The 19,050-nt window shown below is 71.0% G+C and carries 16 protein-coding genes and 3 pseudogenes; 9 read left to right on the top strand and 10 right to left on the bottom strand.

Features of this window, described 5'->3' with window-relative positions; all coding sequences use genetic code 11:
- Positions 1–77: 77 nt before the first annotated feature.
- The 3 genes from AB3K78_RS05955 to AB3K78_RS05945 all read right to left on the bottom strand — a co-directional run bounded on the left by AB3K78_RS05955 (position 78) and on the right by AB3K78_RS05945 (position 1,638).
- Positions 78–563 carry a hypothetical protein gene (locus AB3K78_RS05955; protein ID WP_416446850.1) on the bottom strand — a complete coding sequence of 162 codons (486 nt, stop codon included), beginning with the start codon at positions 561–563 and terminating at the stop codon, positions 78–80.
- The gene (locus AB3K78_RS05950) at positions 560–991 is read right to left on the bottom strand and encodes a DUF4383 domain-containing protein (RefSeq protein ID WP_416446849.1); all 432 of its coding nucleotides are present in this window, start codon (positions 989–991) and stop codon (positions 560–562) included. The genes AB3K78_RS05955 and AB3K78_RS05950 overlap by 4 nt, the downstream gene beginning before the upstream one ends.
- A gap of 155 nt (positions 992–1,146) precedes the next feature.
- The gene (locus AB3K78_RS05945) at positions 1,147–1,638 is read right to left on the bottom strand and encodes an SRPBCC family protein (protein ID WP_416446848.1); all 492 of its coding nucleotides are present in this window, start codon (positions 1,636–1,638) and stop codon (positions 1,147–1,149) included.
- Between the two features lie 163 nt (positions 1,639–1,801).
- On the opposite strand from AB3K78_RS05945, the gene AB3K78_RS05940 reads away from it, so the two are divergent.
- From AB3K78_RS05940 to AB3K78_RS05930, 3 genes are read left to right on the top strand one after another with little or no spacing between them, the layout of a single operon-like run.
- The gene (locus AB3K78_RS05940; RefSeq protein WP_416446847.1) at positions 1,802–2,914 is read left to right on the top strand and encodes a type III polyketide synthase; all 1,113 of its coding nucleotides are present in this window, start codon (positions 1,802–1,804) and stop codon (positions 2,912–2,914) included.
- Positions 2,911–3,624: a methyltransferase domain-containing protein gene (locus tag AB3K78_RS05935; RefSeq protein WP_416446846.1), complete on the top strand. Its 714-nt coding sequence runs from the start codon at positions 2,911–2,913 to the stop codon at positions 3,622–3,624. The genes AB3K78_RS05940 and AB3K78_RS05935 overlap by 4 nt, the downstream gene beginning before the upstream one ends.
- Positions 3,625–3,646: 22 nt before the next feature.
- A complete protein-coding gene (locus tag AB3K78_RS05930; protein WP_416447311.1) occupies positions 3,647–4,876 on the top strand; it encodes an FAD-dependent oxidoreductase in 1,230 nt (409 codons plus the stop codon).
- 15 nt (positions 4,877–4,891) lie between these two features.
- Here the strand turns inward: AB3K78_RS05930 and AB3K78_RS05925 are convergent, their stop codons facing one another.
- Positions 4,892–5,824, bottom strand: coding sequence for a heme o synthase (locus AB3K78_RS05925; RefSeq protein ID WP_416446845.1), 933 nt, complete (start codon positions 5,822–5,824; stop codon positions 4,892–4,894).
- A gap of 85 nt (positions 5,825–5,909) precedes the next feature.
- Between AB3K78_RS05925 and tkt the strand changes: the two genes are divergently transcribed.
- The 6 genes and pseudogenes from tkt to pgl all read left to right on the top strand — a co-directional run bounded on the left by tkt (position 5,910) and on the right by pgl (position 14,142).
- Positions 5,910–8,000, top strand: a complete 2,091-nt coding sequence (gene tkt / locus AB3K78_RS05920; protein WP_416446844.1) for a transketolase — start codon at positions 5,910–5,912, stop codon at positions 7,998–8,000.
- 20 nt (positions 8,001–8,020) lie between these two features.
- Positions 8,021–9,141 (top strand): annotated as a pseudogene (gene tal, locus AB3K78_RS05915) (transaldolase).
- 35 nt (positions 9,142–9,176) lie between these two features.
- Positions 9,177–10,891, top strand: a pseudogene (locus AB3K78_RS05910) (glucose-6-phosphate isomerase).
- Positions 10,888–12,398: pseudogene (zwf, locus tag AB3K78_RS05905) on the top strand (glucose-6-phosphate dehydrogenase). Before AB3K78_RS05910 ends, zwf begins: the two co-directional pseudogenes overlap by 4 nt.
- Positions 12,395–13,414, top strand: a complete 1,020-nt coding sequence (locus AB3K78_RS05900) for a glucose-6-phosphate dehydrogenase assembly protein OpcA (RefSeq protein ID WP_416446843.1) — start codon at positions 12,395–12,397, stop codon at positions 13,412–13,414. Before zwf ends, AB3K78_RS05900 begins: the two are co-directional and overlap by 4 nt.
- Positions 13,411–14,142, top strand: a complete 732-nt coding sequence (gene pgl / locus AB3K78_RS05895; RefSeq protein ID WP_416446842.1) for a 6-phosphogluconolactonase — start codon at positions 13,411–13,413, stop codon at positions 14,140–14,142. The genes AB3K78_RS05900 and pgl overlap by 4 nt, the downstream gene beginning before the upstream one ends.
- A 49-nt stretch (positions 14,143–14,191) precedes the next feature.
- On the opposite strand, the gene AB3K78_RS05890 is transcribed toward pgl, so the two are convergent.
- The 6 genes from AB3K78_RS05890 to AB3K78_RS05865 form a co-directional block, all read right to left on the bottom strand.
- Positions 14,192–14,557: an RNA polymerase-binding protein RbpA gene (locus tag AB3K78_RS05890; RefSeq protein ID WP_416446841.1), complete on the bottom strand. Its 366-nt coding sequence runs from the start codon at positions 14,555–14,557 to the stop codon at positions 14,192–14,194.
- Between the two features lie 68 nt (positions 14,558–14,625).
- Entirely contained in the window at positions 14,626–14,874 is a 249-nt protein-coding gene (secG, locus tag AB3K78_RS05885) for a preprotein translocase subunit SecG (RefSeq protein ID WP_046456770.1), read from the bottom strand.
- 96 nt (positions 14,875–14,970) lie between these two features.
- On the bottom strand, positions 14,971–15,765 hold the full coding sequence (tpiA, locus tag AB3K78_RS05880) for a triose-phosphate isomerase (RefSeq protein ID WP_416447310.1): 795 nt from the start codon (positions 15,763–15,765) through the stop codon (positions 14,971–14,973).
- Between the two features lie 146 nt (positions 15,766–15,911).
- On the bottom strand, positions 15,912–17,114 hold the full coding sequence (locus AB3K78_RS05875) for a phosphoglycerate kinase (RefSeq protein ID WP_416446840.1): 1,203 nt from the start codon (positions 17,112–17,114) through the stop codon (positions 15,912–15,914).
- Positions 17,115–17,186: 72 nt separating this feature from the next.
- Positions 17,187–18,194 (bottom strand): type I glyceraldehyde-3-phosphate dehydrogenase, encoded by a 1,008-nt coding sequence (gene gap / locus AB3K78_RS05870; protein ID WP_416446839.1) that lies wholly within the window; start codon positions 18,192–18,194, stop codon positions 17,187–17,189.
- 154 nt (positions 18,195–18,348) lie between these two features.
- Positions 18,349–18,978 (bottom strand): superoxide dismutase, encoded by a 630-nt coding sequence (locus tag AB3K78_RS05865; protein ID WP_416446838.1) that lies wholly within the window; start codon positions 18,976–18,978, stop codon positions 18,349–18,351.
- Positions 18,979–19,050 lie beyond the last annotated feature (72 nt).

The following is a 19,050-nucleotide window of genomic DNA, read 5'->3' as shown; positions in this document are numbered from 1 at the left end:
ATATGAGTGCGGCGGGATCGGCGCCAGGGGGTTGCGGACGGCCTCCTTCCCCGGTGAGGCCCCGCGTTGCGGGGATGTCAATGCCCCTGATGCGACTCGCCGTGCGGCAGAGCGAATTCGCCGGGCGTCGACAGCGCGAGGGCGGGCGTCGTCACCGCGGAGACGACGAGGGCCTGCGCCACGAGCACGAGCACGAAGACGCCCGGTCTGCGCGCACGAGATCGTGGCACGGGCACCGGGTCCCGATGCGCTCGGCGCAGCGCGACCGCCGAGACGGCCGCCACGCTCCAGCTGAGACCGGCGAGCGCCAGGAACGGGACGAAGCCGATCACGCCGGTGATCAGCATCCCGCCCGCGAGCAGCACCTCGACCGCTGCTACGGCGCAGGCCAGACGCGGGGTCGCGATCCGACCGAGCCGCAGCGCGACGACCGCCCAGGTCAGATGGGCGGTCGCGAGCAGCAGCAGCGGAACCGCGATCGCGATCCCGCTGCCCGCGGCCGTCGCGCACAGGATCAGCGCGATGCCGAATCCTGCGAGCGACGACCAGAGGGTTCCGTTCACGGAGCCGGTGAGGGCGCCATCCGGGTGGGCGACGCCGAGACCGCGCGGTCGGCCGCGAGGCTGACAACGATCAGGACGAGCGCGCTCGCGAGGTGCAGCACGTGGTCTGCGGTGTTGAGCGCGAGGATGTTCGCCGCGGTGTCCGCGATGAAGAAGCCCACGATGCCCACCAGCAGGTAGACGAAGCCGACCGTGCCGTTCGCCGCCTTCGCGGCGCGAACGCCCGAGAAGGCGGCGATCAGCAGCGCGGCGCCGATCAGGAGGTGCACGATGTTGTGCAGCGGATTCACGGCGAAGAGGCCGAGCAGCAGCCCGCCCTTCGTCGCGATGAAGCCGACGCCGCCCGTCACGGCGAAGCCGAGCAGACCGACGAGCAGATAGACGGCGCCGAAGATGCCTCCGACGATGCGATTGGGTGAGGAGCTCATGGTGGTTCTCCCTTGAACAGTTCGTGACGCATCCGATCAGGACCGTCCGGACCCAGCATCGTGCGGCGCGAGCGCTCCGCCGTACACCGGCCTGGGAACACTCTCCTGCGGAATCGCGTTTCCTCGTAGGGCCTTGACTCCCGTCTCTCGCTGGACTATGCATCTCCGCTCGACTGCGTGGGCGGCTCCTGTCGAATCCGGGCGACGCGGCCACGAGCCCTCCCCTCGGCCAGGAAGCGCAGACGGCGCAGGGTCTCCGCATTCCTGAGTCCGATGAGAAAGCTCTCGACCCTGCGCGGAATGAGGCGGGCCGGCCCCCGCACCGCGTACTCGCGCATCTCGACCTCGCAGCCGTTCGCCACCGGGGTGACGAGGATCTCCACCCGCGCCTCGCCGAACGGGCGCCCGCGCGCCGTGAGGATCGCCCGGCGCGGCGGGTCCCAGTCGTCGCAGGTGGTCGAGTCGTTCAGGAGCAGCGGCCAGATCCCGACGGAGTGGGCGAGCCTCGCACCGGGTGCCGGCCAGGCGTCCGAGACGTTGCGCATCCGCGACGCGCCGACGACCCAGCTCGGATACGACCACCCGTCCGCGAGCACGGCGAACACCGCCTCCGCTGTGCAGGCGAACCGTCCGCGTGTCGTGGTCATGTCTTCCCCCGGTCCCGCGCGTGCCGATCACTCGCAGTCGCGCCCAGTATCGAAGATCCGGATCGGTCCTGCCCGGGGGTTGACACGGAACGGTCGAGACCCCGAGCCGTGTTTCTGCTGTCAAGGGCTTCCCTTGGCGCGCGAAGGGGCGTTACATGAGCCCATGACGACACGAATCCTCGCCATCGGCACCGCGGTCCCCCGGGCCAGGCTCCTGCAACCGAGCACGCGCGACTTCTTCGCCGCCCAGCCCGGTGTGAGCCGCCTGACGGCCCGCCTGATCGGGGCCGCGTTCGACTCCTCGGCGATCGACACGCGGTACTCGGTGATCGGCGGGTTCGGCGAAGGCGAGAACCTCTTCACGGAGGACGGTGCGACGCTGCGCGCCCCGAGCACCGGGGAGCGCAACCTGCTCTACCGGCAGGAGGCGCCCGTGCTGAGCTCAGCCGCAGCCCGCGAGGCGCTCGATCGCTCGGGGTACGCCGCCGACGAGGTGACCCACGTCGTCACCGCGTCCTGCACGGGCTTCTTCGCTCCCGGCCCCGACTACCTGCTCGTCCGGCAGCTCGGCCTCCCGACCACCGTCGAACGCACCCACATCGGGTTCATGGGCTGCGCCGCCGCCTTCCCCGCGCTGCGCGCCGCCGCCAGGATCTGCGATGCGCAGCCCGGATCCGTCGTCCTCGTGGTCTGCACCGAGCTGTGCTCCCTGCACATCCGTTCCTCGAGCGACCCGGAGCAGATCGTCGCCTCCGCCGTGTTCGGCGACGGGGCGGGGGCGGCCATCGTCGCCTCCGCTCCCCCGCGACGGGAAGCCTCGCTCGAGGTCGGCGCGTTCTCGACCGCGCTCACCTCCGAGGGCGAGGAGGACATGGACTGGACGATCGGCGACCACGGATTCGAGATGCGGCTGACCGCGAACGTCCCCCGCATCATCGGCCGCGAGATCGCCGGGGTCGTGAACGCCGTGCTCGACGCCGGCTCCGATCCCCGCACCGAGGTGGACGCCTGGGCGGTCCATCCGGGCGGCCGGAGCGTGCTCGACCGCGTTCAGGACGGCGTGGGCCTTCCCGACGTGGCGATGGCGTACTCCCGCTCCGTGCTGCGCGACTACGGCAACATGTCCAGTGCGACCATCCTCTTCATCCTCCAGCGCATCCTCGGCGACGCGGCGCTGCCCGACGGCGCCCGGATCCTCGGCCTCTGCTTCGGGCCGGGGCTCACCGTGGAGACCGTGCGTCTCCTGCGGCGCACGGCCCCTCGCGTGCCCGCATGACGCCGGTGCGCCTCGGCTCCCGCGACGCGGAGCTGACCGAGCTCATGGACGATCCCGACTGCGACCCGGAGACACTGCAGCGCACGCTCCGCGGATTCGACCGCGTCAACCGCGCCGTCTCGCGGTGGGGTCGCGTCTACCGCACCAGGATCCGTCCGCTGCTCGCGGAATCCCCGCGGACCGCCAGGATCCTCGACATCGGCTCCGGCGGCGGCGACGTGCTGCGCCGGATCGTCGGTCTGGCGCGCCGAGACGGGTTCGCCGTCGAGGGACTCGGAGTGGATCCCGACCCCCGCGCCGCGCGCGCGGCCCGGAGCGGACCGCAGACGCCCGGCATCCGGTTCCGCAGCGCCACGAGCCGGGACCTCGTCCGCGCGGGCGGCACCTTCGACCTGGTCATCTCCAACCACGTGCTGCACCACCTCGACGACTCGGCCTTCGACGCGCTGATCGACGATTCGACGGTGCTCGCCTCGCGCCTCTGCATCCACTCGGACATCGCCCGCGGACGCCTCGCGTACGCGGGCTTCGCGATCGGAGCGATCCCCGTCGCGCGCGGCACCTTCCTGCGCGTCGACGGCCTGCGCAGCATCCGACGGAGCTACACGCCGGAAGAGCTCGTGGCACGGCTCCCCGCCGGCTGGCGGGTCGAGACCGTCGGCAGATTCCGGCTGCTCGCCGTGCACGACACCCGAAGCGGCGCACCGTGACTCCCCGGTCGACCACGACGCGATCGTCGTCGGGGCCGGACCCGTCGGCCGATTCCTGGCCGCCGAGCTCCAGCGGCACGGGATCGAGACCCTCCTGCTCGAGCAACGGGACGCCGCCGCCGACACGCGGTCCCGCTCCGACAGCGCACCGAACGGTCGCGCGATCGGCCTGCACCCGCCCGTGCTCGCCGCCCTGGAGGCGTGCGGCGCGACCGAGCGGATCCTCGAGGAGGCCGCGCGGATCGAACGCGGCGCCGCATACGACCGCGCCCGTCGGCTCGCGACCCTCGACTTCTCCGCGCTCGGCGCCCGATTCCCGTTCGCCGCATCGGTCCCGCAGCAGACCACCGAGCGCGCCATCTCGGCCTCCGGACCGGCCCCCATCTGCGGCGCGCGGGTCACCGCGATTTCGTCCGAACCCGACCGCGTCCGCCTCTGCGTGCGAATCGATGGGAGCCCCCGGGAGCGAACGGCGCGCGCCGTGGTGCTCGCAACCGGCGCTGCGGGCCGCGACCTGGCGCTCCCCTTCACGCGCCTCTCGCTGCGCGAGTATCCCGACCGCTACCTCATGACCGACGCCCCGGCCGCGCTGGACCCCCGCGCGGACGAACGGACCGCGATCATCACCCTCGACCGCCACGGCGTGCTCGAGTCCTTCCCGCTCGCCGGAGGAGGCCGGCGCCTCGTCGCACGGATCGCCGGACACTCCGCAGGCAGCCTCGATCGGACCGCGGCCGACGCGCTCCGCCGAGCGGTCGAGGAGCGCACCGGATCCGAAGCGCTCGCCGCCGCGATCGGCACGGTCTCGCCCTTCCGCATCAGGCGCGCCCACGTGCACCGCATGCGCCTCGATCCGGCAGTGCGGTGCTTCGTCATCGGCGACGCCGCGCACGAAGTGAGCCCGATCGGCGGCCAGGGGATGAATCTCGGCCTGCTCGACGCCGCCGGCCTGGCGCCGATCCTCATCGCTCGGCTGCGCGGCCGCAATGTCGAGAACGCGGTGCAGACTTGGGAGCGGGACCGGCTCGCCTCGGCACGCACTGCAGCGCGACTCGGCGGTCTCAACACCGCCCTGGGTCGCGCGCGATCCCGTCGCGCGCACGCGGCGCTCGCTGCCGGGATCGCTGCGACGATGCGCACGCCGCTGCGCCGCACCCTGGCCCGGGCCTACACGATGGGGTTCGACCGCGCAGCCGAGCGTGTTCACCCGTACGAGGGCGGGCGCCGATCCGGAGCCGACCCGGTCCCGTGAGGACGCCCGGGAGCTCTAGAACGGCAGCAGCGCGTCGATGGCTATGAGGAGCGACAGCACCGAGAGATACAGGTTGGCGGTGTGGAAGACCTGCATCGGCTTGCCCTCCCTGCCGCGGATCGCCTGCCCGTACAGGCGGTGCGCCTGCACGATGAAGTAGGCACCGAACACGGTCGCCGCGATGGAGTAGAGCAGGCCCATGCCCGCGACGGGGATGAGGAGCAGGCTCGCGACGACGGTCGCCCAGGTGTACAGGATCACCTGGAGGCCGACCGTCACCCGGCCGCGCACCACGCCGAGCATCGGCACGCCCGCCGCAGCGTAGTCCTCGCGATAGCGCATCGACAGCGGCCAGTAGTGCGCCGGGGTCCAGAGGAAGATGACGAGGAAGAACACCCACGCCGGCCAGTCGAGCGTTCCCGTGACGGCTGCCCAGCCGATGAGCACCGGGAAGCAGCCGGCGATTCCGCCCCAGACGATGTTCTGCTCGCTGTGGCGCTTGAGCACGATCGTGTAGATCACGACGTAGAAGAAGATCGCGGCCGCGGAGAGCGCGGCGGCCAGCCAGTTGGTCGTGGCCCAGAGCCAGGCGACCGAGAGCACGCCGAGCACCCAGGAGAAGACGAGTGCGCCCCGGTCCGAGATCTCGCCGGTGACGAGCGGGCGGTTCTTGGTGCGCTTCATCTTGCGATCCATGTCGCGATCGATGTAGCAGTTGAACGCGCCGGCCGAGCCGGCGCTCATGGCGCCGCCGATGAGCGTCGCGAGCACGAGCCAGAGGTTCGGCATGCCGCGCTGGGCGAGGAACATCGCCGGGATCGTCACCACCAGCAGCAGCTCCATGACGCGAGGCTTGGTCAGCGAGACGTATGCCTTCACGGTACGGCGGAATCCCGGCCGCTGACGCGGCTCGTGGAGCTGTTCGGGGGCTGCGATCTGGGTGGACATCGCTCTCCATGATATCCCGAGCCGCGGTAGGCTGGACCCCGTTCTGCGCGGATGGCGCGCATCAACGGTTCCGAGAGGCTGGGCATTGGCAAACGAACTGCAGTGGGATGAACTCGACGATCGCGCGGTGGACACCGCCCGCGTGCTGGCCGCCGACGCGGTCGAGAAGGTGGGCAACGGCCATCCCGGCACCGCCATCAGCCTCGCCCCGGTCTCCTATCTGCTGCACCAGAAGGTGATGCGGCACGACCCGGCCGACGCCGACTGGGTGGGACGCGACCGCTTCATCCTCTCGGTGGGGCACTCGTCCCTCACCCAGTACGTCCAGCTCTACCTGGGCGGCTACGGTCTCGAGCTCGAGGATCTCGAGTCGCTGCGCACCTGGGGATCGAAGACCCCCGGCCACCCCGAGTACGGCCACACGAAGGGCGTCGAGATCACCACCGGTCCGCTCGGTCAGGGCCTGGCCTCGGCCGTGGGCTTCGCCTACGCCGCCCGGTACGAGCGCGGGCTCTTCGATCCCGAGGCCGCACCGGGCACGAGCCCCTTCGACCACTTCATCTACGTCGTCGCGGGCGACGGCGACCTGCAGGAGGGCGTGACCGCGGAGGCGTCGTCCCTGGCGGGGCACCAGGAGCTCGGCAACCTCATCGCGATCTACGACTCCAACCAGATCTCGATCGAGGACGACACCGACATCTCGTTCTCCGAGGACGTCGCGAAGCGCTACGAGGCCTACGGCTGGCAGGTGCTCGAGGTCGACTGGAAGAAGACCGGCGCCTACGTCGAGGACGTCGCCGAGCTCTACGCCGCGATCGAGGCGGCCAAGGCCGAGACCGGCAAGCCGAGCCTCATCATTCTGAAGACCATCATCGGCTGGCCCTCGCCCGGCAAGCAGAACACCGGCGGGATCCACGGATCCGCGCTCGGCGCCGACGAGCTCGCGGGCCTGAAGCGGGAGCTCGGCTTCGACCCCGATCAGCACTTCGCCGTGGCGCCCGAGGTCATCGCGCACACCCGCGAGGCCGTCGCGCGCGGCGCCGAGAAGCGAGCCGCCTGGCAGGTGGGCTTCGACGCCTGGGCGGCCGCGAACCCCGAGCGCAAGGCGCTGTTCGACCGCCTCGAGGCGCAGGAGCTGCCCGCCGAGGCCGCCGATGTGCTGCCCGAGTTCGAGCCCGGCACGAGCATCGCCACGCGTGCGGCGAGCGGCAAGGTGCTGAACGCGCTCGGTCCTGTGATGCCCGAGCTGTGGGGCGGTTCCGCCGACCTCGCGGGATCGAACAACACGACCATCGCCGGCGCCGCTTCGTTCGTCCCGGCGCACCACTCGACCGGCGCCTGGACCGGCAACGACTACGGCCGCGTGCTGCATTTCGGGATCCGCGAGCACGCCATGGGCTCGATCCTCAACGGCATCCAGCTGCACGGCAAGACGCGCAGCTACGGCGGCACCTTCCTCATCTTCAGCGACTACATGCGTCCCGCGGTCCGCCTCGCGGCGCTCATGAACGTGCCCAGCGTCTTCGTCTGGACCCACGACTCGATCGCCCTCGGCGAGGACGGCCCGACGCACCAGCCGATCGAGCAGCTGGCCACGCTCCGCGCGATCCCGAACCTCGCGATCGTGCGCCCCGCCGACGCCAACGAGGTCTCGGTCGCGTGGCACGAGATCCTCACCCGCCACGCGGGCCCGACCGGCATCGCGCTGACCCGCCAGAACGTCCCCGTGCTGCCGCGCGGCGGCGAGTTCGCCACCGCCGAGCAGGCGGCCGAGGGCGTGCGCCGCGGCGCCTACGTGCTCGCCGACTCCCCCACCGGGAGCCTCGACGTGCTGCTCATCGCCACCGGTTCCGAGGTGCAGCTCGCCGTCGAGGCGCGCGAGCTCCTCGCCGCGGAGGGCATCGGCGCGCGCGTCGTCAGCGCCCCGTGCCTCGAGTGGTTCGCCGAGCAGACCGCCGAGTACCGCGAGAGCGTCCTGCCCGCCGCGGTAACGGCCCGCGTGAGCGTCGAGGCCGGCCTCTCGCTCGGCTGGGAGCGCTACGTGGGCGACCGCGGCCGCTCCGTCTCGATCGAGCACTTCGGCGCCTCCGCCGACTACCAGACCCTGTTCCGCGAGTTCGGGATCACCACCGACGCCGTCGTCTCCGCCGCGCGCGAGACCGTCGCCGCCGTCTGACCCGCCGAAAGGACCGAACGATGAACGCATCACCCACCGCCGACCTCAGCGCCGCCGGCGTCAGCATCTGGCTCGACGATCTCTCCGCTCGCGCATCGAGAGCGGGAACCTGGTCGAGCTGATCGGCTCCCGCAATGTGGTCGGCGTGACCACGAACCCGACGATCTTCGCGAACGCCCTGGCCAAGGGGCACGGCTACGACTCCCGCATCGCCGACTGCGCGCGACGCGGTCTCGACGTCACCGAGACGATCTTCGAGCTCACCACCGCCGACGTGGCGGACGCCTGCGACATCTTCGCCGACGTCTACGCCGCTTCGAATGGTCTGGACGGCCGGGTCTCGATCGAGGTCGAACCGGGCCTCGCTCGCGATACCGCGGGCACCGTCGCCCAGGCGAAGCAGCTCTGGGAGCGCGTCGGCAAGCCGAACGCGATGATCAAGATCCCGGCCACGGTCGAGGGCCTCGAGGCCATCACCGAGACCATTGCGGCCGGCATCAGCGTCAACGTGACCCTGATCTTCAGCCTCGAGCGCTACCGCCAGGTGATCAACGCCTACCTCACCGGGCTCGAGCGGGCCCGGGAGGCCGGCATCGACCTATCGAAGATCCACTCCGTCGCCTCCTTCTTCGTGTCGCGCGTCGACACCGAGATCGATGCGCGCCTGCGAGCCGTCGGCACCGAGGAGGCGCTCGCCATGACCGGCGCCGCGGGCGTGGCCAACGCGCGCCTCGCCTACGAGGTCTTCGAGCAGGCCTTCGCCTCGGAGCGCGCCGCGCTGCTGCGCGCCGCGGGCGCCAACCCGCAGCGCCCGCTCTGGGCGTCGACGGGTGTCAAGGATCCCGCGCTCCCCGACACCCTGTACGTCATCGACCTGGTCGCTCCGGGCGTCGTCAACACGATGCCGGAGGCGACCCTCGAGGCCGTGGCCGACCACGGCGAGGTGCGCGGCGACACCGTCGGCGGCACGTACCGCGAAGCGGACCAGGTGCTCAACGCGATCGATGCCCAGGGCGTCGACTACGCCGAGGTCACCGAGCTGCTCGAGGTCGAAGGCCTGCAGAAGTTCGACGTCTCCTGGGCCGAACTGGTCGAGACCGTCAGAGGCGCACTCGGCGCTGCTCGGGAGGACGTGCGGTGAACCCGATCGTGCGGATGGGGAATGGGCAACCTCTGATGCGCGAGCGTTCGGCGAACGAGCCGAACGACAGCCCACCGGCTGACAACTCCGGCGGTGCCATCGCGAGCACCGCCGACGACGGTTCGGTCGAAGCGCTCGTGGAGCGTCTCGTCTCCGGCCGCATCGCAAGTCGGATCGCGTCGCACGACGCCGCGATCTGGGGGGCCGAGGCCGAGGCCGAGGCGCGGATCCGCCTGGGGTGGACCGACGCCTCCGCGCGCGCCGCCGATCTGCTGCGCGGCATCTCGGAGCTGGGGCGCGACTTCGCCTCGCGCGGCATCGACCGGATCGTGCTGTGCGGCATGGGCGGATCGAGCCTCGCTCCCGAGGTGATCGCTCGGCACGACGGCGTCGCTCTCGTCGTGCTCGACTCGACGCACCCCGATCAGGTACGACGCGCGCTCTCGGGCGGCCTCGCGCGGACCGCGGTCGTCGTGAGCTCGAAGTCCGGATCGACCATCGAGACGCGAAGCCACCGGGCGACCTTCGCTCGGGCCTTCCGGAGCGAGGGGATCGACCCCGCGGACCGCATCGTCGTGGTGACCGATCCCGGTTCCCCCTCGAGGCCTCCGCCCGCGACTCGGGACAGCGGGTCTTCCTCGCGGATCCGAACGTGGGCGGCAGGTACTCGGCGCTGACCGCGTTCGGCCTGGTGCCGGCCGGTCTCGCCGGTGCCGACGTCGCCCAGATCGTCGCCGACGCGGAGAGCGTGCGCGCCGCGCTCTCGGCCGACACGACCGACAACCCCGCCCTGCAGCTCGCTGCGGCGATCGCCGCCGGGCTTCCCGATCGGTTCGCGCTGGCCATCGCCGAGGCGGAGGACGCCCGATGGGGGCTCGGAGACTGGATCGAGCAGCTCGTGGCCGAGTCGACGGGCAAGTCCGGCCGGGGCGTGCTCCCCGTCGTGCTGGACCCGGCGGCGCCCGAACTCGGCGAGGGGCTGCCCACGACCGCGCTCGGCGTCACCGTCGGCGCCGCCGACCACGGCGAGCGGCCGGCTGAGCCGCGGCTCGACCTCTCAGTCACGGGCCCGCTCGGCGCGCAGATGCTCACTTGGGAGGTCGCGACGGCCGCGCTCGGATTCCTCATGGGGATCGATCCCTTCGATCAGCCCGACGTCGAATCGGCGAAAGTCGCCGCTCGTGCGGCGCTCGACGACGCGCACGGCACGATCCCCGCGATCGCTGCGCTCGGCGATGCCTCCGGCACCTCGGGGCTCGGCATCGAGGTGCTCGCCGCACCCGGCGGCGCCGCCCCAGCGACGGTCGACGAACTCGCCGAGGCCCTCCGCACGGCGGTCGGCTCGGACGGATATCTGGCGATCCAGGCCTACCTCGACCGCGAGGGCGATGCCGCCGATGCGCTGCACGCGCTCCGCGCCGCTGCGGCCGAACGGCTCCTCGCCCCCGTCACCTTCGGTTGGGGTCCTCGATTCCTGCACTCGACGGGGCAGCTGCACAAGGGCGGTCCTGCGGTGGGGGTGTTCCTGCAGATCCTCGACGCCGCCGATCCCGAACTGCCCATCGCGGAGTCGGACGCCGGTTTCGGCGAGCTCATCGCCGCGCAGGCCCGAGGAGACCGGGACGTGCTCGCCGAGCGCGGACGCCCGGTGTTCGCGCTGCGCTGCGCAGACCCGGCCGCTGCCGCCCGAACGATCGCGGCGGCGTTCGCCGACGCGCCGCTGCGGGGCGCCGAGGAGGCCTCTGCGTGATCGGGAATCCGCTCCGCTCCCCCGACGACCTCCGGCTCGACCGAGTCGCCGGCCCCTGCGCCATCGTGCTCTTCGGCGTCACCGGCGACCTCGCGCGCAAGAAGCTGCTGCCCGCCATCTACGACCTCGCCAATCGCGGCCTGCTGCCGCCCGGGTTCGCCCTCGTCGGCTTCGGCCGGCGCGAATGGAGCGACGCGGAGTTCACGCAGGTGGTCCTCGAGGCGGTCGACGCGCACGCGCGCACCCCGTTCGATCCGGACACCTGGGAGCAGTTCTGCACCGGCATCCGCTTCGTCACCGGGGCCTTCGACGAGACCGCCGCCTACGAGCGCCTCGCGGAGGTCCTTGCCGAGCTCGAACGCGACCGCGGCACGGGGGCAACACCGCCTTCTACCTCTCGATCCCGCCCAAGACGTTCCAGACCGTCAGTACCCGGCTGCGCGACGCGGGCCTCGCCGAGGCTCCCGAGAACAGCTGGCGCCGAGTCGTCATCGAGAAGCCGTTCGGCCACGACCTCGAGAGCTCGCAGGAGCTCGGCCGCGCCATCGACGCGGTGTTCCCGCCCGAGCACGTGTTCCGCATCGACCACTACCTCGGCAAGGAGACCGTGCAGAACCTGCTCGCGCTCCGCTTCGCGAACGTGTTCTACGAGCCGATCTGGAACGCCGAGCACGTGGACCACGTGCAGATCACGATGGCGGAGGACATCGGCGTCGCCGGCCGCGCCGGCTATTACGACGGTATCGGCGCGGCGCGCGACGTGATCCAGAACCACCTGCTGCAGCTGCTCGCCCTCACCGCGATGGATCGGCCCGCCAGCCTCGGTGCCGACGATCTGCGCGCGGCGAAGGAACAGGTGCTCGAGTCGGTGGTGCTGCCGGACGATCTCGTCGAGACCACCGCCCGCGGCCAGTACGTCGGCGGCTGGCAGGGCGGCGCGAGCGTCACCGGTTTCCTCGAGGAGGAGGGCATGGCCCCGCACTCCACGACCGAGACCTTCGCAGCGATCACCCTCGAGATCGACACGCCCCGCTGGCGCGGGGTGCCGTTCTACCTGCGCACCGGCAAGCGTCTGGCCAAGCGGGTCACCGAGATCGCCATCGTCTTCAAGAAGGCCGCCGATCCGCTGGTCGCGCCCGAGATGCTCGGCAACAACGCCCTCGTGATCCGCGTGCAGCCGGACGAGGGCGTGACCACTCGCTTCTCGTCGAAGGTGCCCGGTCCCGGACTGCAGATCCGGGACGTCACGATGGACTTCGGATACAGTCACGCCTTCACCGAGGCGAGCCCCGAAGCCTACGAGCGGCTCATTCTCGACGTGCTGCTGGGCGAGCCCCCGCTCTTCCCCGGCCAGCGCGAGGTCGAGCTCTCCTGGCGGATCCTCGACCCGATCGAGGCGGCCTGGAGCACGAGCGGCGCACCGGAGCCCTACCATCCGGGCGGATGGGGCCCGACCAGCGCCGAGCGGATGCTCGGCCGCAGCGGCCGCGCTTGGAGGATGCCGTGATCGAGACCCTGCCCGACACAACCGTCAGCGGGATCAGCAAGCGTCTCGTGCTGCTGCGCGCTGAGGGCGGCGCGACCACCCTCAGCCGAGTCCTCACGCTGCTGATCTTCAGCACCGCGGAAGGGCTCGAGGAGGCGATCTCGGCCGCGAACTTCGCCTCCCGCGAGCACCCCATGCGCATCATCGCGATCGCGCTTCCCGAGGGCGAAGATCGCCCCACCTGGGTCGGCGAGGTGAGTCGCGACGCGCGACAGCGGGAGCTCGGCATCGGAGACGTCCCGGCCAGTGGGCTGGACGCCGAGATCCGAGTGGGTCGCGACGCCGGTGCCGGCGAGGTCATCGTGCTCCGACCCCGCGGCGCCGTCGCGGTGGACCCCGAACGGCTCGTCAGCGGCCTGCTGCTCGCCGACGCCCCCGTGGTCGTGTGGTGGTCGGACGTCTGGCCCAGCCGCACCATCGATACACCGCTCGGGCGACTCGCGCAGCGGCGCATCAGCGACAGCGGCGGCTTCCGGGATCCAGCCGCGCACCTCACCGAGCTCGCATCGGGTTACCGCGCGGGCGACACCGACCTCGCCTGGTCCCGGGTGACCCTCTGGCGCGCGCAACTCGCGGCCGCGCTGGACAACGCGCCGGAGCGGCGCATCACCGGCGCCACTGTCTGCGGCACGCCCGACTCATCGTCGACCATGCTGCTCGGCGCCTGGTTGCGCCTGCAGCTCGGCGTGCCGGTGCGCCTGGTCGACCTGCCGGAGTCCGCCGGGATCGAGTGGGGCATCCAATCGGTCACGATCCACTCCGACGATGCCGACACCGTCATCGAACGCTCGCGGGGCACGTTCGCGGCGATCACGCAGCCCGGGCATCCGCGCCTCGAGGTGCCGATCCCCCGGCGCGGGCGCGCGCAGTGCCTGGTCGAGGACCTGCGCCTGCTCCAGGCCGACCAGCTGTTCGGGCGCGTCCTCACCGCGGGTGTTCCGCTGCTCCTCGCCGATCAGCCGGAGGGCGAGCGATGACCGCCGGACCCCTCGTCGAGTCCGCGGTCGACGTCGCAGCGCTCACCGAGCGCATCGTCGAACGCCTCATCGGCGTGCTCCGGCGCGCACAGGAGGAGGACCGGATCCCCGTGCTCGTGCTCACGGGCGGAAGCATGGGCAAGGCCTCCCTCGCCGGGATCGCCGCGCACCCCGACCGCGATCTCGTCGACTGGCGACGGGTGCGCCTGCTCTGGGGCGACGAGCGCTGGCTCCCGAGCGGCCACGCCGAGCGCAACGATCGACTCGCGGACGACCTGCTCCTCGGGACGGTCGAGTTCGATCCCGCGCTCGTGCACCGCGTCGCGGCCTCCGATGCCGGCCTGAGCCTGGACGAGGCGGCGGCGGCGTACGCCGAGCTCCTCGCCGGTCTCGACCGCATCGATCTGGCGCTGAACGGCGTCGGCCCTGACGGACACCTCTGCTCGCTCTTCCCCGGTCGCGACGATCTGCTTCGCGACGACGACTCGCAGCCACTGGCGATCGCCGTGCGCGAGTCGCCGAAGCCTCCGGCGGAGCGGGTGAGCCTGAGCTTCCGGGCTCTGGACCGGGTCGACCACCTGTGGTTGCTCGCGGCGGGTGCGGAGAAGGCTCCCGCGATCGCGCGAGTGCGATCCGCCGACGACCCCGAGCCCCTACCGGCCGGTCGCGCTCGGGGCCGTTTGGAGACCGTGCTGTGGGCAGACGAAGCGGCGCTCGGCCGGAACTGAATCCGGACCGAGCGCCGCTCGATGCCCGCAGCGCGCGGGCGAGGTGCGTTTATGCCTTGGAACGCGCGGAACCGCGGCGGGCACGCAGCTTCTGCAGCGCCTCCTCCAGCAGCTCTTCGGCTTCCTCGGGCGTGCGTCGCTCCTTCACGTACGCGAGGTGCGTCTTGTAGGGCTCGTTCTTCAGGAGCTCCGGCGGGTTGTTGCGATCCCGTCCGGCGGGCAGGCCGCTGTGGGGGGAATCGATCTGCTCGGGGATCTCCTCTTCGGCGACGTCCGCCGAGAAGTAGCGGACGGTCTCGTTGCCGAGCGCGTCCCAGTACGAGATCTCTTTGCGGTCCGCGCGAACGCCGTGATCCTTCTCGCCCATGGGGCCGGATCCGACTCGCGCGCCGCGGATAGCGTTGCTACCGGACACGTGTTGCCTTTCTTGCGATGCAGCCGAGGCTGCGGCTGGTCAGTGGTGCGCCGGACGGCGTCGGACGGTCAGACCGTCGCGAAGCGCTCGACCAGGCCGAGGCCCACGATCGAGGCGAACCACACCAGCGAAACGCCGATGGTGATGCGGTTGAGGTTGCGCTCCGCAACCCCCGACGAACCGAGGCTCGAGGTGACGCCGCCGCCGAACATGTCGGACAGGCCTCCGCCGCGACCCTTGTGCAGCAGGATGAAGAGCGTCAACAGCAGGCTGGTGATCACCAGGAAGACGAGCAGAACGATCTTGAGGATACCCACGCGGGCCACCTTTCGAGGGGTCGAGGCGCAGCGCGCCACCGACCAGTATACCGTGCCGCCCGAGGCCTCCCCCGGGACGGCACGGTGCGTCGCCGGCTATGCGCCGGTGACGTGCTTCTTGAACTGGATGATGCGGGAGAACTCGTCGGACTTGAGGCTCGCCCCGCCGACGAGCGCGCCGTCGACGTTCGGCTGGCGCATGAAGCCCGCGATGTTCTGGCTGGTGACCGAGCCGCCGTAGAGGATCCGGGTGGCACCGGCTGTCTCTTCGCCGCGTGCGCGCAGCAGTGCCTCGCGCAGCGCACGGGCGACCGTCTCGGCCTGCTCGGGCGTTGCGGCCTGCCCGCTCCCGATCGCCCAGACCGGCTCGTAGGCGAGCACGAACTCGGCGTCCTTCGGGAGTTCCGCGAGCGCGGCTTCGAGCTGCGCGACAGGGATCGCCGCGGCGCCGTGCTCGGCGAGGTCCTCGGCCGTCTCACCGACGCAGATGACCGGGATGACTCCCGCCGCCGCGGCAGCACGAGCCTTCGCCCCGACCGTCGCGTCGTCCTCGCCGTGACCGTGGCGGCGCTCGGAGTGGCCGACGATGACGTAGGCGGTTTCGAGCTTGGCGAGGAAGTGGGCCGAGATGTCTCCCGTGTACGCGCCGGACTCGTGCGGCGAGACATCCTGCGCGCCGAGCTTCAGCGAGAGCTTGTCGGCGGCGAGCAGCGTCTGCACCGAACGCAGGTCGGTGAACGGCGGGAAGACGGCGACCTCGACCTCGGCGTAGTCGTGGCGTGCATCCTTCAGCGCCCAGGAGAGCTTCTGCACGAATGCGATCGCCTGCAGATGGTCGAGGTTCATCTTCCAGTTGCCGGCGATGAGCGGAGTGCGCTCGACCTGCGGCAGTTCGACGGGTTCGGCCGGCGCGGCCGCCGCGGGCTCGTCGGCCGCGGGCGCGGCGTCCTGCTCGACGAGCGGCGCCACCTCGACCGTGTCGTCGGTGACGATCGCGGCGTCCTCCGCCGACTGCGCATCGTTCTGGGTTTCGTCGCTCACGCGAGCACCTCCAAACCGGGAAGGGTCTTCCCCTCAAGGAACTCGAGGCTGGCGCCGCCGCCAGTCGAGATGTGTCCGAACTGTTCGTCGCGGAAGCCGAGCGCGCGCACGGCCGCAGCGGAGTCGCCGCCGCCGACCACGGTGAACCCGTCGGTCTCGGTCAGCGCCCGCGCCACGCTGCGGGTGCCCTCAGCGAACGCCGCCATCTCGAACACGCCCATGGGCCCGTTCCAGAAGACGGTCTTGGCGCCGGCGATGACCGATGCGAACGCCGCAGCGGACTCCGGGCCGATGTCGAGGCCGATGCCGGACTCGCCGAAGGAGCTTCCGGCGATCGCGTCGGCGGCGACCACTTCGTGCGCCGCGTCGGCGGCGAACCGCTCGGCCACGACGATGTCGGTCGGCAGCACGATCCTCACCCCGCGCTTCTCGGCGTCGGAGAGATACCCGCGGACGGTGTCGAGCTGGTCCTCCTCCAGGAGGCTCGAGGCCACCGCGTGCCCCTGAGCGGCGAGGAAGGTGAAGACCATCCCGCCGCCGATGAGGAGGGTGTCGACCCGCTCGATGAGATGCGAGATGACGCCGAGCTTGTCCGAGACCTTCGACCCGCCGAGCACGACCGCGTAGGGCCGTTCGGGGGTCACGGTCAGCCGTTCGAGCACCCGCAGTTCGGCCTCGACCAGGCGGCCCGCGGCACTCGGGAGCGCCTCGGCAAGCTCGGTCACGCTGGCTTGGCGTCGGTGCACGACACCGAAACCGTCGGAGACGAACGCGTCGCCGAACTCGGCGATGCGGGCGGCGAACGCGCGGCGTTCCTCCGCATCCTTGCTCGTCTCACCCGGGTTGAACCGCAGGTTCTCGAGGAGCACCACATCGCCGTCGCCGAGCGCCGAAACCGCGGCCGAGGCCTCGGTTCCGACGGTCTCGCCGACGAATGCGACGGGGGCCCCGAGCAGTTCCGCCATGCGCACCGCGACCGGACGCAGCGAGTAGCGCTCCTCAGGTGCACCGGCCGGTCGGCCGAGGTGGCTGATGAGCACGATCCGGGCACCGGACTCGCGGAGCTCGCGGATCGTGGTGAGCGAAGCGCGGATCCGTCCGTCGTCCGTGATCTCGCCGTCGGCGAGCGGAACGTTCAGATCGCAGCGGACGATCACCGTCTTCGACCGGAGCTGGCCGAGGGATTCGATGGTGCGCATGGCGGCTGGGGTCCTCCTTCAGGGGGATGTGAGTGCCGGGGGGCTGGAGTCGGCCGGCGTCCGACTTCGTGCTCAGGAGAGCTGGGATCCGACGAAGCGGGTCAGGTCGACGAGACGGTTGGAGTAGCCCCACTCGTTGTCGTACCAGGCCGAGACCTTCGCCAGGTTGCCCGAGACCGCGGTGAGCTCCGAATCGAAGATCGCCGAGTGCGGGTTCTGCTGGATGTCGCTCGAGACCAGCGGATCCGTCGAGTACTGGAGGTACCCCGCGAGCGGGCCCTCGGCCGCGGCGCGGAACGCCGCGTTGATCTCGTCGACCGTGAGGCCGTCGCGCGTGACCAGTGTCAGGTCGACGATCGACCCGGTCGGCACGGGAACCCGGTACGAGGAACCGTCGAGCTTGCCCGCGAGCTTCGGCAGGACGAGACCGATGGCCTTCGCCGCACCGGTCGAGGTCGGGACGATGTTGATCGCGGCAGCGCGGGCGCGGCGGAGGTCGCGGTGCGGGCTGTCCTGCAGGACCTGGTCGGCGGTGTACGCGTGCGCGGTCATCATGAAGCCGCGCTCGATGCCGAAGGCCTCGTCGAACACGCTCGCCACGGGGGCGAGGCAGTTGGTGGTGCAGGAGGCGTTCGAGATGACGTGATCGTTGGCCGCGTCGTACCGATCCTGGTTGATGCCCATGACGAAGGTGGGAGCGGGGCCCGTGGCGGGCGCGGAGATGATCACCTTGCGCGCTCCAGCGCTGCGATGCGCCTCGGCATCGCTCACCTTCGTGAAGCGCCCGGTGGATTCGATCACGACGTCGACGCCGAGCTCCGCCCAGGGCAGCTGCCCGGGGTCGCGCTCGGAGATCACCCGGAAGGTGTCGCCGTTCACCGTGATCGACGTGTCGTCGTGCGTGATCTCGGCATCGAGGATCCCGCCGACCGAGTCGTACTTGAGGAGGTGTGCGAGCGTCGCCGTGTCGGTGAGGTCATTCACCGCGACGAGGTCGAGATCCGACCCCTGGCTCAGCGCCGCACGAAGGAAGTTCCGGCCGATCCGACCGAAACCGTTGATAGCGATCCGTGTGCCCATTCACGTGCCTTTCAACTGTTGAGATGGCCGAGGCGGACTCCCCGCCCCGGTGCGCGGACCGCTCGGGTGAGCGATCCGCACCACTCGACGGCGACCCGAGGGTCGCGCCGAGAGACGAACGGGCCGATCCCCGAAGGGACCGGCCCGAGCCGACTCACTCGCCGAGCTGGATCAGCCCGCCGGTCTGGGCGCGCGCCGCGTCGAAGCGCTTCGCCACGTCCTGCCAGTTCGCGATGTTCCAGAACGCGGAGACGTAATCGGCTCGCACGTTCAGGTAGTCGAGGTAGTACGCGTGCTCCCAGACGTCGAGCATCAGCAGCGGGATCTGACCTGCGGGCAGATTGCCCTGCTGGTCGAAGAGCTGCTGGATGTGCGGCCGCTGACCGAGGGTGTCCCAGGCGAGAAGCGCCCAGCCGGAGCCCTGCACGCCCAGCGCGGTCGCCGTGAACTGCGCCTGGAACTTCTCGAACGACCCGAAGTACTCGTCGATCGCCGCGGCGAGTTCGCCCTCGGGCCGCTCCCCGCCCTCGGGCGAGAGGTTGTTCCAGAAGATCGTGTGGTTGACGTGGCCGCCGAGGTTGAAGGCGAGATCCTTCTCGAGCTTGTTGATCGTGGCCAGGTTGCCGCTCTCGCGCGCTTCCGCCAGCTGGTCGACCGCGTTGTTCGCACCGGTCACGTAGGCCTGGTGGTGCTTGTCGTGGTGCAGCTGCATGATCTTGCCGCTGATGTGCGGCTCGAGGGCGGCGTAATCGTAGGGAAGTTCGGGCAGGGTGTATGCGGCCATGTGGCGCTCCTTCGAATTCTTCGTTGATGTGACTTCAGTCTATGCCGACAACCGGGCCCGACCGCGAGATAT

This window comes from Leucobacter sp. HNU (assembly GCF_047946755.1).
Taxonomy (GTDB): Bacteria; Actinomycetota; Actinomycetes; order Actinomycetales; family Microbacteriaceae; genus Leucobacter.
The sequence above is the reverse complement of the archived record's forward strand: the minus strand, read 5'-3'. Positions and strand labels throughout refer to the sequence as shown.

What these genes read in the sequence shown, in the direction of transcription:
- AB3K78_RS05950 (WP_416446849.1), bottom strand. Translation starts at nt 991, where the DNA reads ATGAGCTCCTCACCCAATCGCATCGTCGGAGGCATCTTCGGCGCCGTC.
- AB3K78_RS05945 (WP_416446848.1), bottom strand. Translation starts at nt 1,638, where the DNA reads ATGACCACGACACGCGGACGGTTCGCCTGCACAGCGGAGGCGGTGTTC.
- AB3K78_RS05940 (WP_416446847.1), top strand. Translation starts at nt 1,802, where the DNA reads ATGACGACACGAATCCTCGCCATCGGCACCGCGGTCCCCCGGGCCAGG.
- AB3K78_RS05935 (WP_416446846.1), top strand. Translation starts at nt 2,911, where the DNA reads ATGACGCCGGTGCGCCTCGGCTCCCGCGACGCGGAGCTGACCGAGCTC.
- AB3K78_RS05925 (WP_416446845.1), bottom strand. Translation starts at nt 5,824, where the DNA reads ATGTCCACCCAGATCGCAGCCCCCGAACAGCTCCACGAGCCGCGTCAG.
- pgl (WP_416446842.1), top strand. Translation starts at nt 13,411, where the DNA reads ATGACCGCCGGACCCCTCGTCGAGTCCGCGGTCGACGTCGCAGCGCTC.
- AB3K78_RS05875 (WP_416446840.1), bottom strand. Translation starts at nt 17,114, where the DNA reads ATGCGCACCATCGAATCCCTCGGCCAGCTCCGGTCGAAGACGGTGATC.
- gap (WP_416446839.1), bottom strand. Translation starts at nt 18,194, where the DNA reads ATGGGCACACGGATCGCTATCAACGGTTTCGGTCGGATCGGCCGGAAC.
- AB3K78_RS05865 (WP_416446838.1), bottom strand. Translation starts at nt 18,978, where the DNA reads ATGGCCGCATACACCCTGCCCGAACTTCCCTACGATTACGCCGCCCTC.